The organism is Candidatus Pelagibacter sp. HIMB1587 (genome assembly GCF_052047775.1).
GTDB lineage: Bacteria > Pseudomonadota > Alphaproteobacteria > Pelagibacterales > Pelagibacteraceae > Pelagibacter.
In genome coordinates this window covers 238,087-263,805 of sequence record NZ_JBNAJJ010000001.1, presented here as the reverse complement: position 1 = coordinate 263,805, position 25,719 = coordinate 238,087, and the positions used below count along the sequence as shown (strand labels likewise).

At 28.3% G+C, this 25,719-nt stretch carries 22 protein-coding genes and 3 tRNA genes; 5 read left to right on the top strand and 20 right to left on the bottom strand.

The features are described from left to right. Positions 1 to 50: 50 nt before the first annotated feature. From ACTTBE_RS01435 to ACTTBE_RS01420, 4 genes are read right to left on the bottom strand one after another with little or no spacing between them, the layout of a single operon-like run. Positions 51 to 1,208, bottom strand: coding sequence for an ATP-binding protein (locus ACTTBE_RS01435; RefSeq protein ID WP_440676864.1), 1,158 nt, complete (start codon positions 1,206 to 1,208; stop codon positions 51 to 53). Next, on the bottom strand, positions 1,208 to 2,413 hold the full coding sequence (locus ACTTBE_RS01430; protein WP_440676863.1) for a sugar phosphate nucleotidyltransferase: 1,206 nt from the start codon (positions 2,411 to 2,413) through the stop codon (positions 1,208 to 1,210). The genes ACTTBE_RS01435 and ACTTBE_RS01430 overlap by 1 nt, the downstream gene beginning before the upstream one ends. Then, complete coding sequence (gene ilvD, locus ACTTBE_RS01425) at positions 2,413 to 4,131, bottom strand: dihydroxy-acid dehydratase (protein ID WP_440676862.1); 1,719 nt, start codon at positions 4,129 to 4,131, stop codon at positions 2,413 to 2,415. Before ilvD ends, ACTTBE_RS01430 begins: the two co-directional genes overlap by 1 nt. Next, entirely contained in the window at positions 4,131 to 6,758 is a 2,628-nt protein-coding gene (locus ACTTBE_RS01420) for a valine--tRNA ligase (RefSeq protein WP_440676861.1), read from the bottom strand. The genes ilvD and ACTTBE_RS01420 overlap by 1 nt, the downstream gene beginning before the upstream one ends. 122 nt (positions 6,759 to 6,880) lie before the next feature. On the opposite strand from ACTTBE_RS01420, the gene ACTTBE_RS01415 reads away from it, so the two are divergent. Together ACTTBE_RS01415 and ACTTBE_RS01410 are read left to right on the top strand one after the other, a co-directional pair. Further along, positions 6,881 to 6,954: transfer RNA gene (locus ACTTBE_RS01415), tRNA-Cys, on the top strand. Between the two features lie 50 nt (positions 6,955 to 7,004). After that, positions 7,005 to 7,080: transfer RNA gene (locus ACTTBE_RS01410), tRNA-Asn, on the top strand. 66 nt (positions 7,081 to 7,146) lie between these two features. On the opposite strand, the gene ACTTBE_RS01405 is transcribed toward ACTTBE_RS01410, so the two are convergent. The 10 genes from ACTTBE_RS01405 to ACTTBE_RS01360 all read right to left on the bottom strand — a co-directional run bounded on the left by ACTTBE_RS01405 (position 7,147) and on the right by ACTTBE_RS01360 (position 18,269). Then, entirely contained in the window at positions 7,147 to 7,518 is a 372-nt protein-coding gene (locus ACTTBE_RS01405; RefSeq protein ID WP_262589252.1) for a helix-turn-helix domain-containing protein, read from the bottom strand. A 146-nt stretch (positions 7,519 to 7,664) separates the two neighbouring features. Further along, on the bottom strand, positions 7,665 to 8,399 hold the full coding sequence (locus ACTTBE_RS01400; protein ID WP_440676860.1) for an amino acid ABC transporter ATP-binding protein: 735 nt from the start codon (positions 8,397 to 8,399) through the stop codon (positions 7,665 to 7,667). Between the two features lie 2 nt (positions 8,400 to 8,401). Beyond that, a complete protein-coding gene (locus ACTTBE_RS01395) occupies positions 8,402 to 9,844 on the bottom strand; it encodes an amino acid ABC transporter permease (RefSeq protein WP_440676859.1) in 1,443 nt (480 codons plus the stop codon). Next, positions 9,845 to 10,996, bottom strand: coding sequence for an amino acid ABC transporter permease (locus ACTTBE_RS01390; protein ID WP_440676858.1), 1,152 nt, complete (start codon positions 10,994 to 10,996; stop codon positions 9,845 to 9,847). 63 nt (positions 10,997 to 11,059) lie between these two features. Next, positions 11,060 to 12,100, bottom strand: a complete 1,041-nt coding sequence (locus tag ACTTBE_RS01385; protein WP_075506690.1) for an amino acid ABC transporter substrate-binding protein — start codon at positions 12,098 to 12,100, stop codon at positions 11,060 to 11,062. A 124-nt stretch (positions 12,101 to 12,224) separates the two neighbouring features. Beyond that, a tRNA-Arg gene (locus tag ACTTBE_RS01380) sits at positions 12,225 to 12,301 on the bottom strand. A 29-nt stretch (positions 12,302 to 12,330) separates the two neighbouring features. Next, positions 12,331 to 13,500 carry a TrkH family potassium uptake protein gene (locus tag ACTTBE_RS01375; RefSeq protein WP_440676857.1) on the bottom strand — a complete coding sequence of 390 codons (1,170 nt, stop codon included), beginning with the start codon at positions 13,498 to 13,500 and terminating at the stop codon, positions 12,331 to 12,333. A 238-nt stretch (positions 13,501 to 13,738) separates the two neighbouring features. Beyond that, entirely contained in the window at positions 13,739 to 15,130 is a 1,392-nt protein-coding gene (trkA, locus tag ACTTBE_RS01370) for a Trk system potassium transporter TrkA (RefSeq protein WP_440676856.1), read from the bottom strand. Further along, positions 15,131 to 16,486, bottom strand: coding sequence for a sigma-54-dependent transcriptional regulator (locus ACTTBE_RS01365; RefSeq protein WP_440676855.1), 1,356 nt, complete (start codon positions 16,484 to 16,486; stop codon positions 15,131 to 15,133). 1 nt (position 16,487) lies between these two features. Next, positions 16,488 to 18,269: an ATP-binding protein gene (locus ACTTBE_RS01360; protein WP_440676854.1), complete on the bottom strand. Its 1,782-nt coding sequence runs from the start codon at positions 18,267 to 18,269 to the stop codon at positions 16,488 to 16,490. A 23-nt stretch (positions 18,270 to 18,292) separates the two neighbouring features. On the opposite strand from ACTTBE_RS01360, the gene ispF reads away from it, so the two are divergent. Genes ispF through ACTTBE_RS01345 form a run of 3 tightly spaced genes read left to right on the top strand, consistent with a single transcriptional unit; the run spans position 18,293 to position 20,348 of the window. Next, on the top strand, positions 18,293 to 19,393 hold the full coding sequence (gene ispF, locus ACTTBE_RS01355) for a 2-C-methyl-D-erythritol 2,4-cyclodiphosphate synthase (protein ID WP_440676853.1): 1,101 nt from the start codon (positions 18,293 to 18,295) through the stop codon (positions 19,391 to 19,393). Beyond that, positions 19,390 to 19,881 (top strand): phosphatidylglycerophosphatase A family protein, encoded by a 492-nt coding sequence (locus ACTTBE_RS01350; RefSeq protein ID WP_440676852.1) that lies wholly within the window; start codon positions 19,390 to 19,392, stop codon positions 19,879 to 19,881. Before ispF ends, ACTTBE_RS01350 begins: the two co-directional genes overlap by 4 nt. Then, positions 19,881 to 20,348: a CinA family protein gene (locus ACTTBE_RS01345; protein ID WP_440676851.1), complete on the top strand. Its 468-nt coding sequence runs from the start codon at positions 19,881 to 19,883 to the stop codon at positions 20,346 to 20,348. The genes ACTTBE_RS01350 and ACTTBE_RS01345 overlap by 1 nt, the downstream gene beginning before the upstream one ends. Here ACTTBE_RS01345 and ACTTBE_RS01340 read toward each other — a convergent pair. From ACTTBE_RS01340 to ACTTBE_RS01315, 6 genes are read right to left on the bottom strand one after another with little or no spacing between them, the layout of a single operon-like run. Continuing rightward, on the bottom strand, positions 20,345 to 20,782 hold the full coding sequence (locus ACTTBE_RS01340) for a type II toxin-antitoxin system RatA family toxin (RefSeq protein ID WP_440676850.1): 438 nt from the start codon (positions 20,780 to 20,782) through the stop codon (positions 20,345 to 20,347). The two genes, ACTTBE_RS01345 and ACTTBE_RS01340, sit on opposite strands and share 4 nt — an antisense overlap. Then, on the bottom strand, positions 20,782 to 21,702 hold the full coding sequence (gene lipA / locus ACTTBE_RS01335) for a lipoyl synthase (RefSeq protein ID WP_440676849.1): 921 nt from the start codon (positions 21,700 to 21,702) through the stop codon (positions 20,782 to 20,784). The genes ACTTBE_RS01340 and lipA overlap by 1 nt, the downstream gene beginning before the upstream one ends. Next, positions 21,692 to 21,994, bottom strand: coding sequence for an FtsB family cell division protein (locus ACTTBE_RS01330; protein WP_440676848.1), 303 nt, complete (start codon positions 21,992 to 21,994; stop codon positions 21,692 to 21,694). Before ACTTBE_RS01330 ends, lipA begins: the two co-directional genes overlap by 11 nt. Continuing rightward, positions 21,994 to 23,250, bottom strand: a complete 1,257-nt coding sequence (eno, locus tag ACTTBE_RS01325; RefSeq protein WP_440676847.1) for a phosphopyruvate hydratase — start codon at positions 23,248 to 23,250, stop codon at positions 21,994 to 21,996. Before eno ends, ACTTBE_RS01330 begins: the two co-directional genes overlap by 1 nt. Continuing rightward, the gene (kdsA, locus tag ACTTBE_RS01320) at positions 23,247 to 24,068 is read right to left on the bottom strand and encodes a 3-deoxy-8-phosphooctulonate synthase (protein ID WP_440676846.1); all 822 of its coding nucleotides are present in this window, start codon (positions 24,066 to 24,068) and stop codon (positions 23,247 to 23,249) included. Before kdsA ends, eno begins: the two co-directional genes overlap by 4 nt. Continuing rightward, positions 24,065 to 25,681, bottom strand: coding sequence for a CTP synthase (locus tag ACTTBE_RS01315; protein WP_262589268.1), 1,617 nt, complete (start codon positions 25,679 to 25,681; stop codon positions 24,065 to 24,067). The genes kdsA and ACTTBE_RS01315 overlap by 4 nt, the downstream gene beginning before the upstream one ends. Between the last annotated feature and the right edge of the window lie 38 nt (positions 25,682 to 25,719).

The following is a 25,719-nucleotide window of genomic DNA, read 5'->3' as shown; positions in this document are numbered from 1 at the left end:
TATTAAAGGAAGGTTAAACTTTTGTTACAACCACTAACTTTTTAGTTGTATTATAGTGAGTTGAATTTGATATCTATTGTTGTCCCTTGATTTTCTACACTATTAATATCCATTTCAGCTCTATGTTGCGAAACTAAATGTTTAACAATAGCTAAACCAAGCCCAGTTCCTCCAACACTACGACTTTTGCTAGGATCAACTGTAAAAAATCTCTCTGTGATTCTATGCAAAGATTCTTTTGGTATACCTATTCCCTGGTCCGATATTGAAACAATATTAAGTTCACCATCTTTTTTTGCTGAAATTGTAATTTCTTTATTTTTGTCACTATATTTAATTGAGTTATCGATAAGGTTTGTAAAAATTTCAATTAATTTATCTCTGTCACCAATTATTTTAAAATTTTCAATTTTATTAAATTTAATTTTAATATTATTTTTACTAATTATTTTTTCGTATGTTTTAATTACATAATCTAACAATTCTATTAAATCTATCTCATGAGTTGGCCTTATGTGCTCTTGCAGTTCTATTTTTGATAATGATAATAAATCTCTAATCAAATTTTCCATTCTTTCTGATTGAGATATCATCACTGGTAGCAAATTGTTAATTTCTGAATTTTTTTTTAATTCTGAATTGTCATCAAAAGTCTCAAGGCCCATTTTAATTGACTGTAATGGTGTTCTAAGTTCATGAGAAACATTAGCTACAAAATCTGATTTTAGCTGCTGGAATTTATGGAATTCAGTTAAATCTCTCATTAGTAGCACGCATGATTGTTCATCAAAAAAAATGTTATTGTGATCTAAATAAGCAGTGATATTTAATCTTTGAGTTGCTTGATTTCTGATTTCAATTTCTAAATCTGTAACATTTGTACCCTCAAAAGTTTTATCAATAGAATTTAAAAGATCTGGATTACGTAAAAATCCACTTATATTTTCATTTAATTTTATTTGAAAAAGTTTATTTGAGGAATTGTTGCTAAAAATGATTTTTTTACTTTTATCTAATATAATTACTGCTTCTGGAATATAATTTAGTAAATCGTATAAATTATTTCTGTAATCTTTGCTTTCAACAATTTTAAATGTTTCTTTTTCAGAGTTTTCTTCAGTATTAATTCCAAACACTCTTTCTTTTTTTAAGAGAAAGAAAGTTAATAATCCAATTATTATTAATAAAATTATTGTTAACAAGTCCACTACTTTACTCTGCCATAAATATCTTGATATCTAACTATATCCGTTTCTTTCAATATTGATCCTACTTGGGCTTCCATAATTTTAACTGGTTTTTGTCCAGGATTTTGAACTCTGTGAATGGCTTCTAATGGAATAAATATATGCTCTCCAGGTTTTTTAGTAATTATATCTTTATTAAGTGTTATTTTGGCATTTCCTTGTGTAACCAACCAATGTTCAGCACGGTGATGGTGTTTTTGTAAACTTAGTGTTCCTTTTGGTTTTACATAAAGTTCTTTAATTAAAAACTCTTTACCTTCAAATAGGTTTGTGTACCTACCCCATGGCCTAAAATAAACATTTTTCTTCTTAATATATTTGTTTTTATTTTTGTCATACATTTTCAAAATTTCTTTCCAACTTCCAAGATCTGACCAAGGTATATCTAATTTAATTGCATTAATTTGCTTTGTTTTTTCAAGGATTGCATAATCAAAAGATTTAGCAGTTGCTTTTATAAATGAGGATTTATTTAAATGATAAGTATTTGATTTATATTTTGCCTTATTAACAGCTGTTACACAATTTCTATATATGGTTGGGTTGTATTTTTTAAAGTTATTGACTATTGAATCTTTTCTAAGATAAAACATTCCTGAGTTCCAATATCCATTTTTTCGAATGATTTCTTTTGCTTTTGCTTCTTTAGGTTTTTCAATAAATCTAGTTACTTTATTAATGTTACCTTTAATTTTTTTATTTAAGAAATAACCGTAATCGCTTGTCGGGGATTTTGGTTTGATGCCAAATACAAAAATATTACTTTCATTAAGATTAGACTTATTTTTATTGATAGCTTTGTTAAAAATGCTCATTTTCTCAATCAAATGATCAGCTGTGAAAAACATTAGTGGCTGATTATCAGGAATATCTTTTATTAAAGCTGCGCTTAAGATAGCTGGAGCCGTATTTCTTTTAGCTGGCTCAACAACAATTTTATATTTATTAATTTTATTTTTTCTTAAATGTTGTTTAACTTTACTTAGATATTTTTTGTTTGTGCTTATAATGGGTGCATCATAAATGGATGCTTTTGTTCTCTCTAAGGTTTTTCCAAGTAAAGTCCAATTACCAAAATCAATAAACTGTTTTGCTTGATGATTTTTAGAATTTGGCCAAAGGCGGGTACCAGCACCACCACATAAAATAACTGGTCTTATTTTCATTAAATTTCTGAGTAGTCTTTAACTTCCTTTTTCTTACCTGGATGAGTTGGAGCGCCTAAATATGCTGGTCCTACTGTTTGAGCATATTTCCACAAAGTACCTGATCCAAAGTCAGATTTTTTAGCTTTCCATTTTCTTCTTCTTGATACTAATTCTTTTTTAGAAAGTCTTACATTGATAGTTCCTTTTTTTGCGTCAATATCAATAATATCTCCGTTCTTTAAAAGGCCTATAGGACCCCCTAGAGCGGCCTCAGGGCCTACGTGACCCACACAAAAGCCTCTCGTAGCACCAGAGAACCTTCCATCAGTTATAAGGGCTACTTTCTCCCCTTTTCCCTGACCATAAATTGCACCAGTTGTAGACAACATTTCTCTCATGCCAGGTCCTCCAACTGGTCCTTCGTATCTAATAATAATTACATCACCATCATTATACTTTCTACTCTGCACAGCTTTCATAGCGCTTTCTTCATTATCAAAGCATCTTGCTTTTCCAGTAAATTGTAATTTTTTAAGTCCTGCAACTTTAACTATTGCTCCTTCTGGAGCTAAGTTACCTTTTAACCCAACAACACCACCTGTTGGAGATAACGGATCTTTATAAGATCTCATTACTTTTTGTTTAGGATTAAATTTAATATTTTTTAAATTTTCTTTCATGGTTTTACCTGTAACAGTCATACAATCTCCATGAATATATCCACCTTCATATAAAGTTTTTAAAAGCATTGGTACACCACCTGCTAACCACATATCCTTTGCTACATATTTTCCACCTGGTTTTAAATCAGCAAGATAAGGTGTTCTTTTAAATATTTTAGCAACATCCATTAAATCAAATTTAATTCCTGCTTCATTAGCAATAGCTGGTAAATGAAGACCTGCATTAGTAGATCCACCTGTTGCAGCAACAATTGTTGCAGCATTTTCTAAAGCTTTTCTTGTTACAATATCTCTTGGTTTAATTTTTTTCTGTAAAAGGTTCATAACCATTTTACCACTTTCTTTTGCGTACTTATCTCTTTCCTCATAAGGAGCAGGCGTTCCTGCTGAATAAGGTAATGCTAAACCAATTGCTTCAGACACACATGCCATTGTATTAGCAGTAAACTGACCGCCACAAGCACCCGCACTTGGACAAGCTACTAATTCTAGCTTTCTAAGTTCAGCTGCAGACATTTGGCCAGATGAATGTTTTCCAACTGCTTCAAATACATCTACTACTGTTACATCTTTTCCTTTGTAAGTTCCTGGAAGAATAGATCCACCATAAATAAATACACTTGGCACATTAAGTCTAACCATTGACATCATTAAACCTGGTAAAGATTTATCACAACCAGCTATACCAACTAATGCATCATAACAATGTCCTCTAACAGTAAGTTCAGCAGAGTCCGCAATAACTTCTCTTGAAATTAAGGAAGATTTCATTCCTTCATGACCCATAGCAATTCCATCTGTAACAGTGATTGTACAAAATTCTCTTGGTGTTCCACCATTTGCTCTAACACCTTTTTTAACAGATTGTGCTTGTCTCATTAAAGCAATGTTGCAAGGTGCTGCTTCATTCCAAGTTGAAACTACTCCAACAAAGGGCTTTGCTACATCTTTTTCGGTTTCACCCATTGCATAGTAAAAAGATCTATGTGGTGCTCTATCTGGTCCTAATGATGTATGTCTACTTGGAAGTTTCTTTTTATTAAATTTTGCCATTATATACCCTTTATTGTTACTGATATTTTCTCAATATCATTCTTTAAATTATTATAATTAGTTTTTTCTTGTTCAACAATCTCTTTTGGAGCACGGTCTACAAAACTTTTATTCTCTAGTCTTTGAGATATTTTATTCATTTCTTGTTCTAATCTACTTTGTTTATTTGTTAAGTTTTCTTTGATTAATTTTAAATCTACATCTTTATCAAAATAAATTTTGAATAAGTCACCTGAAACAACCATTGTTGCAGCAGGTTTTTCTAAATCATCATCAAGTATGCTGTTTATTCTTCCAAGTTTTTTTAAGATAACTTCATTCTTATTAATAAATTCTTTTTGATTATCATTAATACCTTTAACTGAAACATCAATAAATGATCCTGGGCTAACATTAAGCTCATTTTTGAAGGATCTAAGCTCAGAAATAATATTAATGATATTTTCTACCTGATCAGTGCTATTATCTTTATTCACTTCTCCAGTTATCCAATTTTTATGCATCAAATAATCACTACCATTCTTATCAAATTGGTCTTTGAGCCATATTTCCTCTGTTACAAACGGAATAAATGGATGAAGTAAGATTAATATTTGTTTGAATACATAAGATGATACTTTTTTAACTTCTGCTTTTGCATCATTATCATCTGAAAATAAGATAGTTTTAGATAACTCTAGATACCAATCGCAATATGAATGCCAAGCAAATTGGTATGCATTTTTTGCAGCTTCATCAAATCTATAATCTTCAAGATTTTTTTGAATTTTATTCTTTGCCTCTATTAACTCTGAATATATCCACTTATTAATATTTACATTTAAATTTGGTAGCTGATCAATATCTTTAAAATCACATTCATTTGTTATTAAAAAGTTATTGGCATTCCACAATTTATTTAGAAAATTTCTATAACCCTTAACTCTATCTTCCGATAACTTTACATCTGTTCCAGGTGAAGCCATTGAAAGTAAAGTAAATCTCAATGCATCAGCACTGTATTTTTCTATTAAATCTAAAGGGTCAATTACGTTTCCTTTTGATTTAGACATTTTCTGCCCTTTTTCATCTCTTACAAGTGCATGAACATATATGTCTTTAAACGGTTCTTTATCTAAAAATTCTGTTCCAAACATTATCATTCTAGCAACCCAGAAAAAGATAATATCAAAACCAGTTACCAATACTGAAGTTGGATAAAATTTTTTTAAATAATCATCATCTTCTGGCCACCCTAAAGTAGCAAAAGGCCATAAACCAGATGAAAACCAAGTATCTAAAACATCGGGATCTCTATTTAGTTCTACTTCTTTTTTATAAAATTTTTTTGCTTGAGACTTTGCTTCTTGTCCATTTATAGCAACAAAAATTTTATTATCTGGTCCATACCATGCTGGTATTTGATGCCCCCACCACAATTGCCTAGAAATACACCAAGGTTCAATATTGTTCATCCATTGAAAATATGTCTTTGACCAATTTTCAGGAAAAAAATTTGTTTTTTTAGAATTAACAACTTCTTTTGCTTTAACAGATAATTTGCCAGCATCAGCAAACCATTGTTCGGTAAGAAAAGGTTCAATAATAGAATTAGATCTATCTCCATATGGAACTTTATTTTTTATATTTTCTTCTTTTACAAAAAATTCTTTTTCTTTAAGTTCATTTAAAATTCTTTTTCTAGCTTCAAATCTATCAAGACCTATGTAATGCTCAGGAGCGTATTCGTTTATCTTACCTTCTTCAGTAAAAATATTTATAATTTCAAGATTATTTCTTTGACCTACATCATAATCATTAAAGTCATGTGCAGGGGTTATTTTTAATGCACCTGTACCCTGTTCAGGATCAGCATAATCATCTTCTATAATTTTAATTTTTCTACCGACAATTGGTATAGTTACTGTTTTACCAACAAATGATTTAAATCTATCATCTTTAGGATTAACAGCTATAGCAGTATCACCTAACATTGTTTCAGGTCTTGTAGTTGCTATAGTTATAAATTCACTGGTTCCATCTATAGGATATTTAATGTAGTAAATTTTTGAATTTACCTCTCTTTGATCTACTTCTAAATCTGAAATAGCTGTCTTAAGAACAGTATCCCAGTTTACTAATTTCTTATCTTTATAAATTAAACCTTTATTATAAAGTTCTACAAAAACTTTGATAACTGATTTGGATAAGTTTTCATCCATTGTGAATGCATTTCTTGACCAATCACAAGAACAACCAAGCTTTTTTAATTGGTTAATTATTATGTCACCGTATTGCTCTTTCCACTCCCAAACTTTTTCAATAAATTTATCTCTCCCAATCTCATTCTTATCTATTTTTTCTGAAGTGAGTTTTTTCTCTACCAATGCTTGCGTTGCGATACCAGCATGATCAGTTCCTGGTTGCCATAAAGTTTCATAATTATTCATCCGGTGATAACGAACTAATAAATCTTGAATAGAATTATTTAATGCATGCCCCATATGAAGGCTACCAGTTACATTTGGTGGAGGAATTACTATTGAAAATTTTTTAGAATTTTCTTTTGGTTTAAATAATTCATTTTTTTCCCAATATGAATAAATCTTATTTTCAACTTCGGAATGGATATATTTATCGTTACTCATTGATTTTAAAGTTTATAATTTAATAATCTTATTTAACAATAATCAATTTGGATCGTTATTTAATAGACTAATATAAAAAATTTAATATAAAAAGGCCTGAAGCTATTCGTCTAAAATAAGAAGGCAACGTGGCGGAATGGTTACGCAGAGGATTGCAAATCCTTGTATCCCGGTTCGATTCCGGGCGTTGCCTCCAAAAAAAATCTTGTTTTAGTTTTAAAAAAAAGTAAGTTGTGATTTTTACATTCCTCGGTAGCTCAGTTGGTAGAGCAGTTGACTGTTAATCAATTGGTCGCAGGTTCGAGTCCTGCCCGAGGAGCCAAAAAAAATTAATCTATAAATATTGAATAATACACAATTAACCAAAGGGGTCCCATTTTGGTTATGATTAAACTGCTTTAGAAATATTTGATCCTGAAATTTGTAATGTTTTGTTAAATTTTAATTTTTGATCAGCATTAAGTTCTGAATAAACTTTTGCTAGAAAATTATAATTAACATTCATATGTCCTTCTTGGGATTTTTCTAAGTTAACTAAATATTCTGAAAAATCTTCGAAGAAATAATTGATCGGCACTTTTAAATAATTTGAAAGTTGAAGTAACCTAATTGAACTTACTCCATTAGTTCCTTTTTCATATTTTTGAATTTGTTGAAATGTTACGTTAATTGCTTTTGCTACTTTTGTTTGGGTTAAACCTAAAGCTAATCTTCTTAACTTAAGTTTGTTCCCTAAGTGTTTGTTGAAATTATCTTCCATTAAGACCCCTCTTAATTAAATTTTAAAAGTCTATTGAACAAATTTATTTCAACTACTGCAATAGAAAAATTTATTTATTTTTCAAAAAAACCCTTAAAAACTAAAAACCTGTCAAGCAATTGTTAAGATTAGAATGTATATAAATTTTACAAGATTTGGCTCAAGAAAAGCTTAGTACGATCACTCTTTGGATTAGCAAAAAACTCCTTTGTATCGGCTTTCTCTACTATCATACCCTCATCCATAAAGATCATTTTATCTGCAACTTCTTTAGCAAAGCCCATCTCGTGTGTAACCACGATCATTGTCATACCCTGATTAGCCAAATCAACCATTACATCAAGAACTTCCTTAATCATTTCGGGATCAAGTGCAGATGTTGGTTCATCAAATAACATAATTTTTGGTTCCATGCATAGTGCTCTAGCGATTGCGACCCTTTGTTGCTGACCACCAGATAATTGACCTGGAAATTTTTGAGCTTGGTCAAGAATTTGAACTCTTTCTAAATGTTTTAGTGCTAATTCTTCTGCTTCTTTTTTGGGCATTTTTTTTACCCAAATAGGAGCAAGCGTGCAATTATCTACTATAGATAAATGAGGGAACAAATTGAATTGTTGAAATACCATTCCAACTTCAGCTCTAATTTGTTCAATATTTTTTGTATCTTCTGTTAAAGTATTGTCATCAACAATGATATCTCCTTGTTGATGCTCTTCTAATCTGTTTATACATCTAATTAAAGTTGATTTACCAGAACCAGACGGTCCGCAAACTACAATTTTTTCTTTTGGTTTAACTTCTAAATTTATGTCTTTTAATACTTGGAAATCCCCAAACCATTTATTTACATTTTTAATTTGAATAATGCTGTCAGACATAGTTATCGCTCTGTTTTATATTTTTGTTCTAGATTATAGCTATACTTACTCATTGCATAACAAATAATCCAGAAAATTATTGCTGCAAATACATAGCCTTCCATTGCAAATCCTAACCATTCTGGATTAGTTTTTGCTAAATTTAACATTCCAACTATCTCCAATAATCCAACTACAAATATTAAAGGTGTATCTTTAACCAATGCTAAGAAAGTATTAGCAATACCTGGAATTACTAATTTAAGTGCTTGAGGTAATATTACAAATATATGCATCTTCCAATATCCCATACCTAATGATTTTGCTGCCTCGTATTGGCCTCTTGGTAAAGCTTGTAGGCCTCCTCTTATAACTTCTGCAACATATGCGGCTTCAAATAAAGAAATTGCAATAATTGCTCTTACTAATTTATCTATAAAAAAATCTTCCGGTAAAAACATTGGAAACATTACAGCAGACATAAATAGAACTGTTATAAGCGGTACACCTCTCCAAAATTCAATGAAACCAACTGATATATATCTAATTAAAGGTAAGTCCGATCTTCTTCCTAAAGCAAAAGCCATCCCTATAGGAAAGCAGAAAATCAAACAGAAGAAAGAGATAATGAATGTTAGAGATAATCCTCCCCATGCACCAGTTTCAACCCAGTTTAAACCGTCAAGTTTACCAAGTTCTATTAATTCCTCATAAAATACAAAGTATTTAAGAACTATGTAAATTGTTAATGGAACAATTAAAAAATAATAAAATTTAAATCTACTTGGAATAAAAAATCCAAGAATAATTGAAATAACAGCAGCAATTATACCGTAAGAAAAATCAAAAAATACTGGTCCACCTGAAATAAAAAAGAAAATAAATAGAAATGCTATAAAAGGATAAATAACAACATAGTATAAAGTTAAATACTTTTTAAATTTTTCTGTAGCAAAATATCCAACTGATCCAAGTAATGCTAAAGAAATAAATGATAAATTTATTCTCCATTGTTCTGCATTTGGGTACATTCCATACATAAATCTGTTAAACCAAACTTTGATGTAAGTCCAACAAGCACCAGTTCCAGAACAAACATCTTTACTATCTCCAGCAAAGCTAGCATCAACAAAGAACCAACTTAGAATTGGTGGAGTTGCTTTAATTATCACAAAAATAATTAATAATGAAAGAACAGCATTAAAACCATTGGTATTAATATTTTTGTTTAAACTATCTAAAAATTTATAACCGCTATGTTCAATCCTAATAAAATGAAGACCTATAAATCCAATCACTAAAGGTATCACAAAACTTAACAAAGTTGGTAGGAAACCCATGATGTTAACATTAAAAAAAGAATTCAAAAATACATCTAAAACACTAATAAAAAATAACAAAGAACCTAAATACAGAAATGTATTTAAATTTTCTTTATCAGGTCTTAAAAAATTAATTTTTGACATTTATTTTTCCTTAATAGCAATTTTTTTATTGTACCAATTCATCAATATAGAAATTGATATACTTAAACTTAAGTAAGTAAGCATAGTAATAGAAACGATCTCAATAGCTTTTCCTGTTTGCATTAAAGCTGTACCAGCAAACACTAAAACTAAATCTGGATAAGCAATAGCTGCTGCCAATGATGAATTTTTAGTTAAATTTAAATATTGGTTAGTAGTTGGCGGGATAATAATTCTTAAAGCTTGAGGCATTACTACTAATTTTAAAACTTGATTTGGATTTAAACCAATCGATGCAGCGGCTTCTTTTTGTCCTTTTCCAACACCTTGAATTCCAGCTCTTACACACTCAGCAATAAAAGTTGCTGTATATAAAGCTAAAGATAAAGTTAATGCAATTAATTCAGGTGGTAAATTTAATCCACCTTCATATCTATAAGAAGTTTCAGCTAATTGTTTTAATTTAGGTATCTCAAAAGAAAGGTTTACACCCCCAATTAAAAAACTTAATAAAGGTAATATAAAAATTAATCCTAAAGATATCCATAAAACTGGTAATTGTTTACCTTGAGTTTCTTGAACTTTTCTCGAATGAACTCTGATAACAACTATTGCAATTATTGCTCCAACTAATGAATAAAAGAAAACATTAAAATTTTCCCAAACAAAAGCTGGGACATAAAGACCTTTGATTGTTAAAAAGAAAACACCAAACATTGCATCAGCATCTTGAGGTAAAGGTAAAGCTCTTAAAGCTGCAAAATACCAAAAAAATATTTGTAAAAGTAATGGAATATTTCTAAAAAATTCTACGTAAAAAGCTGCAAATTTATTAATTAAATAATTTGGCGAAAGTCTTGCTACACCAACAATTATTCCAAGTATAGTTGCAATGATAATTCCAATCACAGAAACTAAAATAGTGTTTAACAAACCAACAAGATAAGCTCTAAAATAAGAATGTGATCCGTCGTATTCAATTAAAGAAAATTGAACATCAAATGAAGATTCTTGAGATAAAAAACCATATCCAAAATCAATACCTCTATTTTCCATATTGACTTGGGCGTTATAACTAAAGAAACCAAAAACTAGAACTACTGCTAAAACTGTAATTAATTGAGGAACTATTTTTTGTAATTTGAAGTTCATTTAAGAGCTTATAAAAAAAAGGGCTAGAAAAATCTAGCCCTTTTTAATTAGTTAAATATGCAATTATCTTGCAGGTGGTACGTAAAGAATTCCACCTTTAGTCCATAATTCATTTGGACCTCTGTCTGGTAAAATTCCAGTATCAGCTATGTTTCTTTTGTAGCTTTCACCATAGTTACCAACTTGCTTGATAATTCTTAAGCTCCACTCATTGTCTAGACCAAAAGCAGCACCTAATTCACCTTCAGCACCAACTAATCTTTTTACAGCTGGATTGTCTGAAGTTTTCATGGAATCTGCATTAGCTGAAGTAATTCCATACTCCTCAGCTTCGATCATAGCATTTAAAGACCATCTAACGATATCTTCCCATACTGAGTCACCTTGTCTAACAACTGGTCCTAAAGGCTCTTTAGAAACAGTTTCAGGTAATACAATGTGATCATCTGGGTTAGTCATTTTAGTTCTTTGTGCAGCAAGACCTGATTTATCAGTAGTGTAAGTATCACATCTACCTGCATCATAAGCAGCTACAACTTCGTCAGCTTTTTCGAAAGCAACTGGCTCATAAGAAATTCCTTTAGAGTTAAAGAAGTCTCTCATATTTAACTCAGTTGTTGTACCAATGTTTGTACAAGCTGAGATACCATCTTTGAATTGGCTTGTTGAAGTAATACCAGAACTTTTTCTAACCATGAAACCTTGACCATCGTAGAAGTTAACTCCAACGAAAGTTAGTCCGATATCAGCATCTCTAGAAAGAGTCCAAGTTGTGTTTCTTGATAAGATATCAATCTCACCAGAAGTTAAAGCTGTAAATCTTTCTTTAGCACTTAATGGTGTAAACTTAACTTTGTTTGCATCACCTAGTACTGCAGCAGCTACCGCTCTACATACATCAACATCGATACCAGTCCAATTTCCAGCTGCATCAGCATTAGAAAATCCTGGAAGACCTTGAGATACTCCACATCTTACAAAACCCTTCTTTTGAGTGTTTTTAAGTGTTTTAGATTTTTTAGCAGCCATAGTTTCTGTTGTAAAAGTAAACAACACTGCAACCATTGCTACTAAAGAAGTTAATTGTTTTAAGTATTTAAACATTATTCTTCCTTTTAGTTATTATTATTTGTTAACAAATAATTCAAAACATAGTTTTGAATTCGCAGGATTAAAACATTTTAAAAAAACTACTTCAAGAAGAAATTATGGTCAAAATATTAAGGAATGGCGCGCCCTGAAGGATTCGAACCTACGACCCTCGGTTTAGAAAACCGATGCTCTATCCAGCTGAGCTAAGGGCGCAATATTTGAATTACATATATATTACAAATTTAATATTTAAACAGAAATTTTTTAGCTATCAATAATAAAGATAACAATTCAATTCGACCAATAATCATAAAGAAAATAAGAATATATTTAGTAATAAAGTGTAAATTTTGGAAATCAAAATCACTTATTCCATATGCTGAGGAGTTAGCTGTATTCATTAATGTTAATACAGCAAGTTTAAATGAATACTCAAAATTGATATCGCTCAAAGACAAAAAAATTGTTAATAAAAAAAGTGAAATTATAAAAATCACAATTGTAAGGAAATATTTATTTATATCTTGAGTAGCAAAATTAATTTTGGAAAATACTAATTTATTCATAAATACATTTTTTGGTCTACTAAAAGAAAGTATTTGATTTAAAGAATATTTTGTTAGAGAGTAAATTTTCAAAAATCTTAACCCTGAACTTGTTGAAATAAATGAGCCTCCAATTATAACTAAAAGTAAATACAAAAATTGAAGATTAGTTTGTTCTACATTCAATGAAATTCCAATATTTGAAATACTACTTACTAAAGATAAAAAACTATTAAAAAAAGTATTATCGTAACTAAAAAATATAAAAAAAATTCCAACAGTTATTACAAAGTATAAAAATAAGTGAATATCCTCATGAAAAAAATTAATGTTTTTTCTTAAAAAAATTAAATTATATACAAAGAAAATACTAAAAAAAGAGACTAGCATTAATAGTGAAAAAATAATTATCTGTGTATTTTGTATAAGTATTGTTGAGAGATCGTTCACAGGTAAAAAACCACCTGATGAAATAATTGTCATTGCTAGATTTAATGAATTAAATGATCTAATTCCAAATATATTAAGAATTAAAAAAATAGCTAATGTTAAGCTTGAATATAAAATAAATATTTTAATTGTTTGTTTTAAAATTTCAGTTGTATTAAATGATAAAAAATTTGTAAGAGATTTTTTTAAGTTTTCATCATAAATATCAATCAAAAAAATTATAGAAAATAAAAAGTATAACCCACCTATCCATTGTATCGATGATCTCCATATTATTAATCCTTGATCAATATGTTTTATGTTCTGAAATATTGTAAAACCAGTTGAGGTAAAACCTGAAACTGCTTCAAATAAAGCATTTAAAAAAGTTAAGTTATAAATACTAAAATAAAATGGAACAGATAATACTAATGGCATAATAAGATATCCCAAAAGCACTGTTAATATTTTTTCAAATATTGTGGGTTTTTTTTTCGATTTATCAATTTTATAAAACAAAAAACTAATTAAACCAGAAGTTACTAAACTAAAGTAATATGTATTTAAGTTTAAGTATAAATTGAAATAATAAGAATAAATAATATTAAAAAATGAAAAAAAAGAAATCAATAGAAAGAAGAAACTTAAATATTTTACCCGAAGTATTGGCATTTAATTAAATTGAGCTAATTCTAAAAATGTTTTCTACAACTGAGATAGAATCTTTTTTGGCTAAAAAAACAACTTTATCATCTTTTTGAAATATAAAGTCTGATCTGGGTATAATTACCTTATCATCTCTAAGCACAGCACCTATTCTAATTTCCTCGGGTAAATTTGAATTTTTTAATTCTTTATTAATTAATTCAGATGTTTCAATAATCTCAGCTTCTATCACCTCATATTCACCGTTCATTATTGTATAAGCAGTTTCAATTGTACCTTTATGTATATGTTTTAAAATACTAGATACTGTATTCATTCTAGGATCAATCAAATCATCAATTTTGAGTGAATTCTGTAATAATGAATAATTTGGTTTATTAATTAAAGCCATTGTTCTCTTGTCATCGATTTCTTTTTCATCTTTTGCAAATTTTTCGACTAAAACACTTACCATTAAATTGTCTTCATCGTCGTTGGTAAGAGCTAAAACGGTCTCTGCTTCTTCTAAATTTGCCTCAACTAAAACTTCCTCATCTAATGCGTCTCCATTAATAACTATTGTATTGTTTAATTCACTTGCAAGGAATTCAGCCCTATCTTTATTTTTTTCAATAATTTTTACTCTTGCAGCATCTAAATTTTCATCAATATTTTTCGCTAAATTAAAACCAATGTTACCTCCACCAACTATAAGAATTTTTTTAGAAACTTTTTCAGTATGTCCAAATGCTTCCAATGTCTCAGACATTTGAGTTGAATTTATAATTACATAAATTTTATCATTTATCTTTATATCATCAGTTTTTTTTGGAATAAAAAATCTTTCTTCTCTTATTACGCCAATAACGTTTGCTTTAAGGTTGGGGTATTTGTTTGTAAGATCTTGTAATTTAATATTCATCAAACTACAATTTTCATTAATCAATATTTCAAGTAATCTTATTTTATTTTCAGCAAAGGGTACGCTATCTAAAGCACCAGGAGCTTCTAATTTTCTTTGAATAGATTTAGCAATTTCAATTTCTGGTGAAATAATAACATCTATAGGTAGGTTTTCTTTGTTGTAAACTGTTGTAAACTTTGGATTTAAATAATCCTGAGATCTTATTCTCGCAATTTTTTTTGGAATTTTAAATATCGAAAAAGCAATTTGACATATTACCATGTTAATTTCATCATTTCGAGTTACAGCAATAATCATATCTGCTTCTTGAGCATTTGCTTTTTCGAGTATTGATGGATAGCTACCTTTTCCAACTATAGCTTTAACATCAAGAGCATCATCAATTTTTTGAATATCTTCGCTAGACGGATCTATTACAGTAATAGAATGACCTTGTTCACTAAGCTGTTTAGCTATAGTAAAGCCTACTCTACCAGCACCACAAATGATAATGTTCATCTAATTAAATTCTTTAATCCCTAAGCCCTTTAATTTTCTATGTAAGGCAGTTCTTTCCATTCCAACAAAATTAGCTGTTTTTGAAATATTTCCATTAAATTTTTTCAATTGAATAGTTAAATACTCCTTTTCAAATTTTTCTCTAGCTTCTTTTAACGGCACAGATAGGCTGTTTTCAGCCAGTTGTTCATTAAAATTGATATTTTTTAGAGACTCCTTAATTATATTTGATATTTTTTCCTTCGTCTCAGGTTGTAAAATTGCAATCCGTTCAATTAAATTTCTTAATTCTCTAACATTACCATGCCAATCATGATTTAAAATATAAGTATTATTTTCATCAATATCTAATTCATTAATATTGTAATTTTCAGATATTTTTTTTGAAAAGTATTTTATTAAAAGCGGAATATCTGAAATACGTTGATTTAATGGTTCAACATTAATTTCAAAAACATTAAGTCTATGAAATAGATCTTCTCTAAAGTTTCCTATTTCAATTTCTTTCGTCAAATCCTTGCTTGAAGAACATATCAATCTAACATTTACACTCACATCATTTGAACCATTAACTCTTTTAAATTTTTGATCTGTTAGAACTCGTAAAATTTTTGACTGTATATCTAAAGGTATTTCAGAAACTTGATCAATCAATAAAGTTCCTTTGTTAGCTTTTTCTAACGCTCCATAAGATATAGAACCGTTGTCTTTCTCTTCTCCAAATAATTCCAATTCATATTTATTTGAATCTAACAAAGCTCCATTTAAAACAATAAATGGATTTTTATTTCTTTTTGATAATTTATGAATTTTTCTTGCTATTAATTCTTTTCCAGATCCTGAGGGACCATTAATAAAAACTCTACTTTCTGTTAATGAAATTTTATTTATTTGATCGTTTATATTTAAAATATTTTTACTATTTCCTATTAATTCATAGGATGAAAATAATTTTGTTTCATATTCTTTATTTTGCTTTTTGAGACTGTAATTTTCAACTGCTCTTTTTACAAAATTTAGTAATCTCTCTTGATCAAAAGGTTTTTCAATAAATTCAAAAGCCCCTTCGTGAAGAGATTTTACAGCCATTTCAATGTTAGCATGACCTGAAATTATGATTACAGGAACGTCTTTGTCTTTTGATTTAATATGTGATAACAACTTTATCCCGTCATTATCACCTTTATCTAGTTTGACATCAAGTATTGCGACATCTGGAAGTTTTTTATCAATTTCAGATAATGCTTGATTATAATTTGCAGCAAGTCTTGTTTTATAACCAGCATCTAAAATTAAATCATTAATAATGTTTCTTATATCAACATTATCATCTACGATTAATATTTCTGAGTTCATATTATTTGATAAAAACTATTTTAATTTTGGCCCCATCATCCAAAGGTATAAATTCAATTTTTCCATTATGGTCATTTATTATTTTACTTACAATTGAAAGACCCAACCCAGTTCCATTTTTTTTAGTCGTAAAATATGGATTTAAAATATCCTTAATATTTGCAGAAAATATCCCAAACCCAATACCGTTATCAATAAGATTGACATTTATGTGGCTATTTTCTTCATTAACTTCAATAGTGATTTTTTTGACTAAATTACTATCATTTTCTGATCTTTGCTGAATACTTTCTATGGAATTTTTAATTAAATTAAAAAAAACTCTTGCAAGCTGTTCTTTGTCACTGTTTAAAAAAACTTCCTTTTTATTTACATTCATAGAAATATTTATGGTGCTATCTAATTCATTTAGTAATTTTATGTTTTCCTGAATAATTTCAATTAAATTGTTTTCTTTTAAAATAGGTTTGGGCATTCGAGCAAAGTCTGAAAATTCATTAACTAAATTTCCTATTTGCTTAATTTGATTATTTATTATTTTTAAATTTTCATCAAAATTCTCTTTTTCATTTTCATTAATTTGGTTAGAATATTTTGTTTTCATTCTATCAATTGTTAATTGAATTGGAGTTAATGGATTTTTAATTTCATGTGCTAATTTTCTTGCGAGATTGCTCCATGCTTCATGTCTTTCATTAATTATTAACTTTTCTTGTTGATTTCTGAGTTTATCGATCATTAAGTTAAAATTTTTGTTCAAAATTTCTAAATCTTTATCAGTTTTTACTTCTGGAACTTTAGTATCAAATTTACCTTCTCCAATAGATACAGAGGCATTAATTAAATTGTTTATGGATCTAAAAAATCTTGATGAAAATCTTATAGCGATAGAAATAGATACAAATAGCAAAACACTAACAACAATTATGTATATAATAGCAAAAGAAATTTTGATTCCTGTACTTTTTTCTTCTACAGTATAATAAAAATTAATTGCTTCTTCGGACTCTGTTAAGTATTTTGAGATATTTTTATCTAAAAATTTAACTACATACAAAAATCTATTTTCAAAGTTTTGTAACCTCATAATAGCTGCAGATATGTTATCTGGTGCATTTAAAATTTTTAAAGGACGATCATCATCTATGACAAGTGATAAAGCTCCATCCAGTGGTGGCACATAAGGTTGATTGTCTTTTAATGTGGTAAATATTAATTTTTTATTTATATCAATGACATGTACTTCATCAACATCTCTAATTAACTTTTGAGTATTTAAAAAACGACTATATTCCTTAAAATCATCATTTAAGAATTTTTTACTTTTATTTATATCAAAAGCTATCAATACTATGTCTGATTGAATATTATTTCTTATCTCTTCAACGTAATTTTTTGCAAGCTCATATGAATTATTAACAACTGTTGTAACTTTTTTGTCAAAATATTTTTCTAAAGCAAAAGAAAAAAGAAATAAGGAAAAAATTGAAATTAAAACTGAAGGTATTAAAGTAAATAGAGCAAAAACAGTAATGTACTTTTTATTTGACTTTAAACCATCTTTATCAATATCTGTTTTGATTGCTCTTCTTATTTCAAAAAAAATAAATACAAAAAGCGAGGTTAGGAGTATTATATTTAATATTAAAAGATATTGTAAATTTTTATCATTTAGTTTTATAAATCCTTTATCAATAAAAGTTAAAAATGTTAAAAAACCTATCGATAATGTGATAATAAATAATATTATCAAATAAATATTTTTCTTAATAAAATCTGTCATTTAGGTATAAATTTTCTATAATTATGAGTAACTATTTTATAATACTAGCTTCAGGACAAAGCAAAAGATTTAATTCAAAAAAACTAAAACAATACAACATTTATGAAGGTAAACCTTTATTCAAACACTCCCTTGATAAAGCTATAAAGTCAAAGCTTTTCAAAAAAATAATAATTGTTGTTAACAAAAAAACGGAGATTAAAGGAAAATTTTCAAAAAATGTTTCGATTATCATTGGTGGTAAAGAAAGGTCTGATTCTTCATTAATTGCTTTAAAGTTTATTAAAAAATACAAACCTACTAATGTGCTAATACATGATGCCGCAAGACCAAATTTTACAATAAATCTATTAAATAAATTAATAACTTCACTAAAAAGATATAAAGCGGTAGTTCCTGCAATCAAATCTAAAGACTCAATCAAATATAAAATTAGAAAACAAATATTCAATTTAAGCAGAGACAACTCTATTCTAACACAAACTCCTCAAGCTTTTAAATTTCAAGATTTATACAATTTATCAATTAAACACAAAAAAGTGATTACAGATGAGGCAACCTTATTTATTGAAAAAAACTTGAAAGTAAAATTCATTCAAGGTGAAAATTTAAATACTAAAATTACTTTCAAAGAAGATATTAAAGAAAAATTAACTTACTTTGGTATTGGATTTGATATTCATAGATTAATCAAAGGTAAAAAACTTTATTTGGGAGGTATTAAAATACCTTATCATTCAGGATTAAAAGGACACTCTGATGGTGATGTAATTATTCATTCTGTCATTGATGCAATATTAGGAGCTATGAGAAAAAAAGATATTGGAACTTTTTTTCCAGATAACAGTAACAAGTTTAAAAATATTAGATCTCCAAAAATGCTAAAACCAATAATAAAATTGTTAAATTCAAATAATTACCACATCAATAATTTAGATATTAATTTGGTATGTGAAAAACCAAAAATATCAAAATACAGAGACAAAATTATAAATTCGCTTTCAAATCTGTTAGATTTAAATAAAGATTTAATTAATTTAAAAGGTAAAACTACAGAAAAACTTGGATTAATAGGGAAAGAAAAAGCAATTGCCTGTGAAGTAATTTGCTCGATATCAAAATGAAAAAAATTAATGTTTTAATCTCAACTTTCTTTGGGTACGGATACTTAACAAAAATTCCTGGTACTGTTGCATCAATTGTTACAACGATCTTTATTTATATAGCTTATGAAATACTTAACTATACAAGTTTAAAATTCTCAATAGTTTTTTTTATTATTTTGTTTTTTTACTCTTTTTATGCAGTCAAAGACTCAGAGAGTGAATTTGAAAATAAAGATCCTAGACAAATTGTAATTGATGAAGTTTTGGGTCAATCAATGCCTTTGATACTTTTGCTATATTTAAATCAAACCAATCAAATTAATATTGCTATTGAGTTTTATTATATTATTTCTTTATTATCTTTTAGATTTTTTGATATTTTAAAGCCATTTCCAGTAAGCTATTTCGATAAAAATCATAAAAATTATTTTGGTATAATTATGGATGATATGATGGCTGGTCTTTACTCAATGGTTGTAGTCTATTTAGTCAGTTTCATATTTTAATGAATTTAAAAAAACTACATAAAAAATTGATAGATAAAAAATTAACAATTTCTGTAGCTGAGTCTTGTACAGGAGGTTTGTTGGCTAGCAATCTTACTAAACTAGCAAATTCATCCAAATATTTTCAAATGGGTTTAATTACTTACTCTAATGAGGCAAAAACTAAAATCTTAAAAGTAGATAGAAATATCATTAAAAAATATGGTGCTGTAAGCAAAGAATGCTGTGAAGAAATGGTAAAGAATTTATCTAAAATTTCTAAAAGCAAAATTAATGTATCAATTACTGGTATAGCTGGGCCAGGAGGAGGATCAAAATTAAAACCAGTTGGTCTTGTCTATATTGGGATTAAAACTGGAAAATATTTATTAATTTTAGAAAATAAATTTGGATCTAGGAACAGATCAAGTATTCAAAAAAATACAGTAATAGAAGTATTAAATAAAATTACAAAAATTATTTCTTAAAGATTTTCAGCTCTTTTTTGAAAAGCATCTGCTATTTTGTTTAAACCAAATTGAAATGATTTTTCCATTATTAAATTTAAAAACTTATTTTTAATTTCAAAATCAACATCAAAATGAACTTCAGTTAAATTATTTTTTTCTACAAATTTCCAATTATTTTCAAGATGTTTTAAGGGACCATCAATATTGGTTACATGAATAGAGTCTTTTTTTTTATCATATCTGACATCGCTTTTATAAGTATCTATAAAAGGTCTTTTACCAATAGTCAGATCGGCAATTATTTTTTTAACATCTTCCTCATCGTTTGTTTCATAAACTTTTGAGTCTATGCAAAATGGAATGAATTCAGGATACTTTTCAATATCTAAAACAAAATCAATTAATGTTTGTTTATCACGTGCGATGTGACGTGTAACTGATGCTTTAGGCATTAATTACTTTTTATTCTGTTTTGTTGTAACTTAGCAAAATCTTCATCAGCATGATAAGAAGATCTTGTTAAAGGTGATGAAGAAACTAATAAAAAACCCTTAGCTTTTGCTATAGTTCCTAAATCATCAAATTCTTTTGGGGTATAATATCTATCTAATGGAAAATGTTTTGTTGATGGCTGCAAGTACTGACCGATAGTTATAAAATCTACATCAGCTGCTCTTAAATCATCCATAACTTGCAATATTTCATCTCTTGTTTCTCCTAACCCAACCATAATTCCAGATTTAGTAAAAATATTTTTATCAATTTTCTTTGCATTTTTTAAAAGTTCTAGGGATGCAAAATATCTAGATCCTGGTCTTACTTTTAAATAAAGACTGGGTACAGTCTCAATATTATGATTAAAAACATCTGGTTTAGCTTCAATAACTTTTTTATAAGCCTCCCCTTTTCTTAAAAAATCAGGTGTTAAAACTTCTATAGTTGTATTTGGATTTGATTTTCTTGTTTGATTAATCACATTATAAAAATGTTCAGTACCTCCGTCATCTAAATCATCTCTATCAACTGAAGTTATTACAACATGTTTTAAATTTAACTTTTTTACAGCTTCTGCAATTTTAATTGGTTCTAATAAATCTAAATTTCCTGGAACACCGGTTTTAACATCACAGAAAGCACATGCTCTTGTACATGTGTCACCCATTATCATAAAAGTTGCGTGTCTCTTACTCCAGCACTCAGTAATATTTGGACAGTTTGCTTCCTGACAAACAGTTACTAGGTTATTATTATTAACTATTGTTTTTGTTAAAAAAAATTCTTTGCTATTTGTAAGCTTTGATCTAATCCAATCTGGTTTTTTTTTAATTGGATTTATCGGCTTATTTTCTTTTTCAGGATGTCTACTTTTCATCTTTTTTAATTAAATAAATTGTTTCACCTTTTTTACCAAATAAAAATCTTTCTCTAATTAAGATCTCTATATAATCTAAATCTAGATTTGTACTTAACAGAGAATTCTTATGATCCATATCCTTTATATTACTAATTAATAATGCCTCTTCTTTTTTCAAGTCAGACAAAAGTTCTTTTTTTTCAAAATATGAAAAAAGTCCTCTTTCTCCAGAAACTAAATTAAATATAAAATAAAATATTAAAAAAATTGATGTTAATAAAAAATAATTTCTTTTTATTAATCTCAACATTAGTTGATTTTATTCATTCTTGCCTTATTTCCAAGTTCTTCTTCAATCCGAATTAATTGATTGTATTTGGCAACTCTTTCTGAACGTGCTAAAGATCCTGTTTTGATTTGATTAGAATTTGTTCCAACTGCCAAATCAGCAATGAATGTATCTTCACTATCTCCAGATCTATGAGAAATTATTGTTTTATAGCCGATAGTTTGAGCAAATTTAATAACATCTAGCGTTTCAGAAACAGTTCCTATCTGATTAAGTTTAATTAATATTGAATTAGATGAAATATTTAAAAATCCTTTTTTTAACCTCTCAAGATTTGTAACATAAAGATCATCTCCCACAATCTGAACTTTTTTTACTGAACGCATTAATTTATTCCAAGCTAACCAATCATTTTCTGCAAAAGGATCTTCTATAGATTTAATTTTATATTTCTTGATAATTTTTTGGTATTCTTTTATTGATTTTTCAACGCTTACAAAACTTTTTGAATGGATTGAATATTTATTTTTTTTTAATAGTTCATTTGCAGCCACATCCAAACAAATTGAAACATCTTTACCATTAACAAATCCAGATTTCTTAATTGCTGAAACAATCAAATCTAGAGCCTGGTTATTGCTACTAATCATTGGTGCAAAACCACCTTCATCACCCACTGAAGTAGAATAACCTTTGTTTTTTATTAAATTACTTAGGTTTTTAATTACAACAAAACAAATCCTCATTGCTTCTGAGAAACTTTTTGCTCTATCTGGTCGTATCATAAATTCTTGTATTCTAAGACCATTGTTGGCATGAGCTCCACCATTAATAATATTCATTAATGGATAAGGTAATTGAAAATTATTTTTTAAAAAAAATGTTTTATACAAAGGTAGTTTTTTTACTTTTGCAGAAAGTTTTTTTACAGCCATTGATACTGCAAGCATAGCATTTGCACCTAAATTGGTTTTTTGTCTCGTACCATCTAAATTAATTAATAAAGCATCGATTCTCTCTTGATTATGAACACTTTGACCTTTTAATTTTTTTGAAATTTTTAAATTTACTAATTCAACAGCTTTTAAAACACTTTTGCCTAAATACTTCTTGTTATTTTTATCTCGTTTTTCAAAAGCTTCATGAGTTCCAGTTGATGCACCTGATGGGCATATGGCAGATGCACTTATATTATTTGTATAAACCTCGGCTTCTACAGTTGGATTTCCCCGACTATCAAAAACTTGTCGTGCTTTAACTTTTATTATTTTACTCACTTAATAAGTTTATCAATTTCGGTTAATTGTTTTATTAGATTTTCTAGTTTATCTAGAGGAACCATATTAGGTCCATCAGATGGTGCATTATCTGGATCTTGATGTGTCTCTATAAATACACCAGCAACCCCAACTGCAACAGCTGCTCTTGCAAGATACTCAACAAATTCTCTTTGACCTCCTGAAGACTCTCCTTGTCCTCCAGGTTGTTGAACTGAATGTGTTGCATCAAAAATAACTGGATAACCATTCTTAGCCATAATAGGTAAAGATCTCATGTCAGAAACCAAAGTGTTGTATCCAAAACTTGCACCTCTTTCAGTAACAAGAATATTTGAGTTTCCTGAGTCAGATATTTTTTTTGTAACATTTACCATGTCCCAAGGAGCTAAAAATTGACCCTTTTTAACATTTATAATTTTGTTTGTTTTAGCAGCAGCGATTAAAAGATCAGTTTGTCTACAAAGAAAAGCTGGAATTTGCAAAACATCAACATGATTAGCAACTACTAAACATTGCTCTGAATTATGAATATCTGTTAAAATTGGAATATTTAATTCTTTTTTAATTTTGTCAAACACAGGTAATGAAGCTTCCAAACCAGCACCTCTCTTACCTTTTAAACTTGTTCGATTAGCTTTATCAAAAGAAGTTTTATAAATAAAACCTAGACCATATTTGGAAGTTATTTCTTTTATTTTTCCAGCCATGTCCATTGCATGCTGTTCTGTTTCAAGTTGACATGGACCAGCAATGATACAAATTTTTTTATCGTTTGAAATTTCTATGTTCCCACAATTGACTGTAATACTACTCATTTATGATTTTTTGCTGCTTTGATAAATGAAGAGAATAAAGGATGAGGAGATAAAGGTCTAGATTTAAATTCAGGATGGAACTGAACTCCAATAAACCAAGGATGATTTTTAAGTTCAATTATCTCAGGGAGTTTATTATCTGGTGATAAACCAGAAAATATCAGTCCATTTTTCTCAAATTTTTCCTTAAATGAAATATCCACTTCATATCTATGTCTGTGTCTTTCTTTAATTAATCTTGATTTATAGATATCTCTAATTTTAGACTTATCTTTTAAAATTGCATCATAAGAACCAAGTCTCATTGTTCCACCTAAATTTTTATCTGTACCTTTAACTTTTTTTCCACTTTTTTCCCACTCATTCATTAATCCAATTATATGAACACCGCCTTTATCAAACTCAGAAGAAGTTGCTTTTTTAATTTTTAATTTATTTCTAGCAAATTCTATTATTGCCATTTGCATACCGTAACAAATACCTAAAAATGGTATTTTATTAATTCTTGAATATTTAATTGCTTCGATTTTTCCCTCAGTTCCTCTTTTTCCAAATCCTCCTGGTATTAGAATACCTGAAACGTTTTTAAGTTTGCTTTTAATTTCAGAAACTTTTAATTTTTCTGAATCAATTCTAACTAAATTTACCTTCAAGTTGTTTGTAATTCCTCCATGCGTTAAGGCTTCATCTAATGATTTATATGCATCTTTTAATTCTACATACTTACCTATTATCGCAATATTAACTTGTTTTTTTGTATTAAGTGTAATTTTGGTAATTTTCTTCCAAGGATTTAGGTTATTTGATTTTTTAGATTTTATTTTAAAGTAATCTAAAACTTGAACATCTAACTTTTCTTTAGCAAAACTAATTGGTGCTTCATAAATTGTTTTTACATCAACCGTTTCAATTACATTTTTAATATCAACATTACAAAATAGAGATATTTTTTTTCTATGCTCTAAAGGTATTGGTCTTTCTGATCTACAAATAATTATATCAGGTTGAATACCAATACTTCTCAATTCTTTTACGGAGTGTTGTGTTGGTTTAGTTTTAATTTCATCTGATGCTTTTAAATATGGAACTAAAGTTAAATGAATAAATAAAGAATTTTTTTTCCCAATATCATTTGAAAATTGTCTTATAGCCTCAACAAATGGTAAGCTTTCAATATCACCTACAATTCCACCTATTTCGCAAATTACAAAATCTTCTTTTGAAGTATCGTATTTAATAAATTCTTTAATTCTATCAGTTATATGTGGAATAACTTGTACTGTCTTTCCAAGATATTCTCCTTTTCTTTCTTTCCTCAGAACATCGCTATAAATTTTTCCTGTAGTAATATTATCTGTTTTCTTTGCGGTAACTCCTGAAAATCTTTCATAGTGACCTAAATCTAAATCTGTTTCAGCGCCATCATCTGTTACAAAAACCTCTCCATGCTGGAATGGACTCATTGTTCCAGGATCTACATTTAAGTAAGGATCTAATTTTCTAAGCCTAACTTTATAACCACGTGACTGTAATAGATAAGCTAATGATGCTGATGATAGACCTTTTCCAAGGGATGAAACCACGCCGCCAGTGACAAATATATATCGCGCCATGGAATTATCTTATAGCTAATAAAAAAAGAAATAGAAAG

Excerpts from the sequence above, each read along its gene's own strand:
- ACTTBE_RS01430 (WP_440676863.1), bottom strand. The coding sequence starts at position 2,413 with ATGAAAATAAGACCAGTTATTTTATGTGGTGGTGCTGGTACCCGCCTT.
- ilvD (WP_440676862.1), bottom strand. The coding sequence starts at position 4,131 with ATGGCAAAATTTAATAAAAAGAAACTTCCAAGTAGACATACATCATTA.
- ACTTBE_RS01420 (WP_440676861.1), bottom strand. The coding sequence starts at position 6,758 with ATGAGTAACGATAAATATATCCATTCCGAAGTTGAAAATAAGATTTAT.
- ACTTBE_RS01405 (WP_262589252.1), bottom strand. The coding sequence starts at position 7,518 with ATGGAAGATAATTTCAACAAACACTTAGGGAACAAACTTAAGTTAAGA.
- ACTTBE_RS01400 (WP_440676860.1), bottom strand. The coding sequence starts at position 8,399 with ATGTCTGACAGCATTATTCAAATTAAAAATGTAAATAAATGGTTTGGG.
- ACTTBE_RS01395 (WP_440676859.1), bottom strand. The coding sequence starts at position 9,844 with ATGTCAAAAATTAATTTTTTAAGACCTGATAAAGAAAATTTAAATACA.
- ACTTBE_RS01390 (WP_440676858.1), bottom strand. The coding sequence starts at position 10,996 with ATGAACTTCAAATTACAAAAAATAGTTCCTCAATTAATTACAGTTTTA.
- ACTTBE_RS01385 (WP_075506690.1), bottom strand. The coding sequence starts at position 12,100 with ATGTTTAAATACTTAAAACAATTAACTTCTTTAGTAGCAATGGTTGCA.
- ACTTBE_RS01375 (WP_440676857.1), bottom strand. The coding sequence starts at position 13,500 with ATGCCATTAGTATTATCTGTTCCATTTTATTTTAGTATTTATAACTTA.
- trkA (WP_440676856.1), bottom strand. The coding sequence starts at position 15,130 with ATGAACATTATCATTTGTGGTGCTGGTAGAGTAGGCTTTACTATAGCT.
- ACTTBE_RS01365 (WP_440676855.1), bottom strand. The coding sequence starts at position 16,486 with ATGAACTCAGAAATATTAATCGTAGATGATAATGTTGATATAAGAAAC.
- ACTTBE_RS01360 (WP_440676854.1), bottom strand. The coding sequence starts at position 18,269 with ATGACAGATTTTATTAAGAAAAATATTTATTTGATAATATTATTTATT.
- ispF (WP_440676853.1), top strand. The coding sequence starts at position 18,293 with ATGAGTAACTATTTTATAATACTAGCTTCAGGACAAAGCAAAAGATTT.
- ACTTBE_RS01350 (WP_440676852.1), top strand. The coding sequence starts at position 19,390 with ATGAAAAAAATTAATGTTTTAATCTCAACTTTCTTTGGGTACGGATAC.
- ACTTBE_RS01345 (WP_440676851.1), top strand. The coding sequence starts at position 19,881 with ATGAATTTAAAAAAACTACATAAAAAATTGATAGATAAAAAATTAACA.
- ACTTBE_RS01340 (WP_440676850.1), bottom strand. The coding sequence starts at position 20,782 with ATGCCTAAAGCATCAGTTACACGTCACATCGCACGTGATAAACAAACA.
- lipA (WP_440676849.1), bottom strand. The coding sequence starts at position 21,702 with ATGAAAAGTAGACATCCTGAAAAAGAAAATAAGCCGATAAATCCAATT.
- ACTTBE_RS01330 (WP_440676848.1), bottom strand. The coding sequence starts at position 21,994 with ATGTTGAGATTAATAAAAAGAAATTATTTTTTATTAACATCAATTTTT.
- kdsA (WP_440676846.1), bottom strand. The coding sequence starts at position 24,068 with ATGAGTAGTATTACAGTCAATTGTGGGAACATAGAAATTTCAAACGAT.
- ACTTBE_RS01315 (WP_262589268.1), bottom strand. The coding sequence starts at position 25,681 with ATGGCGCGATATATATTTGTCACTGGCGGCGTGGTTTCATCCCTTGGA.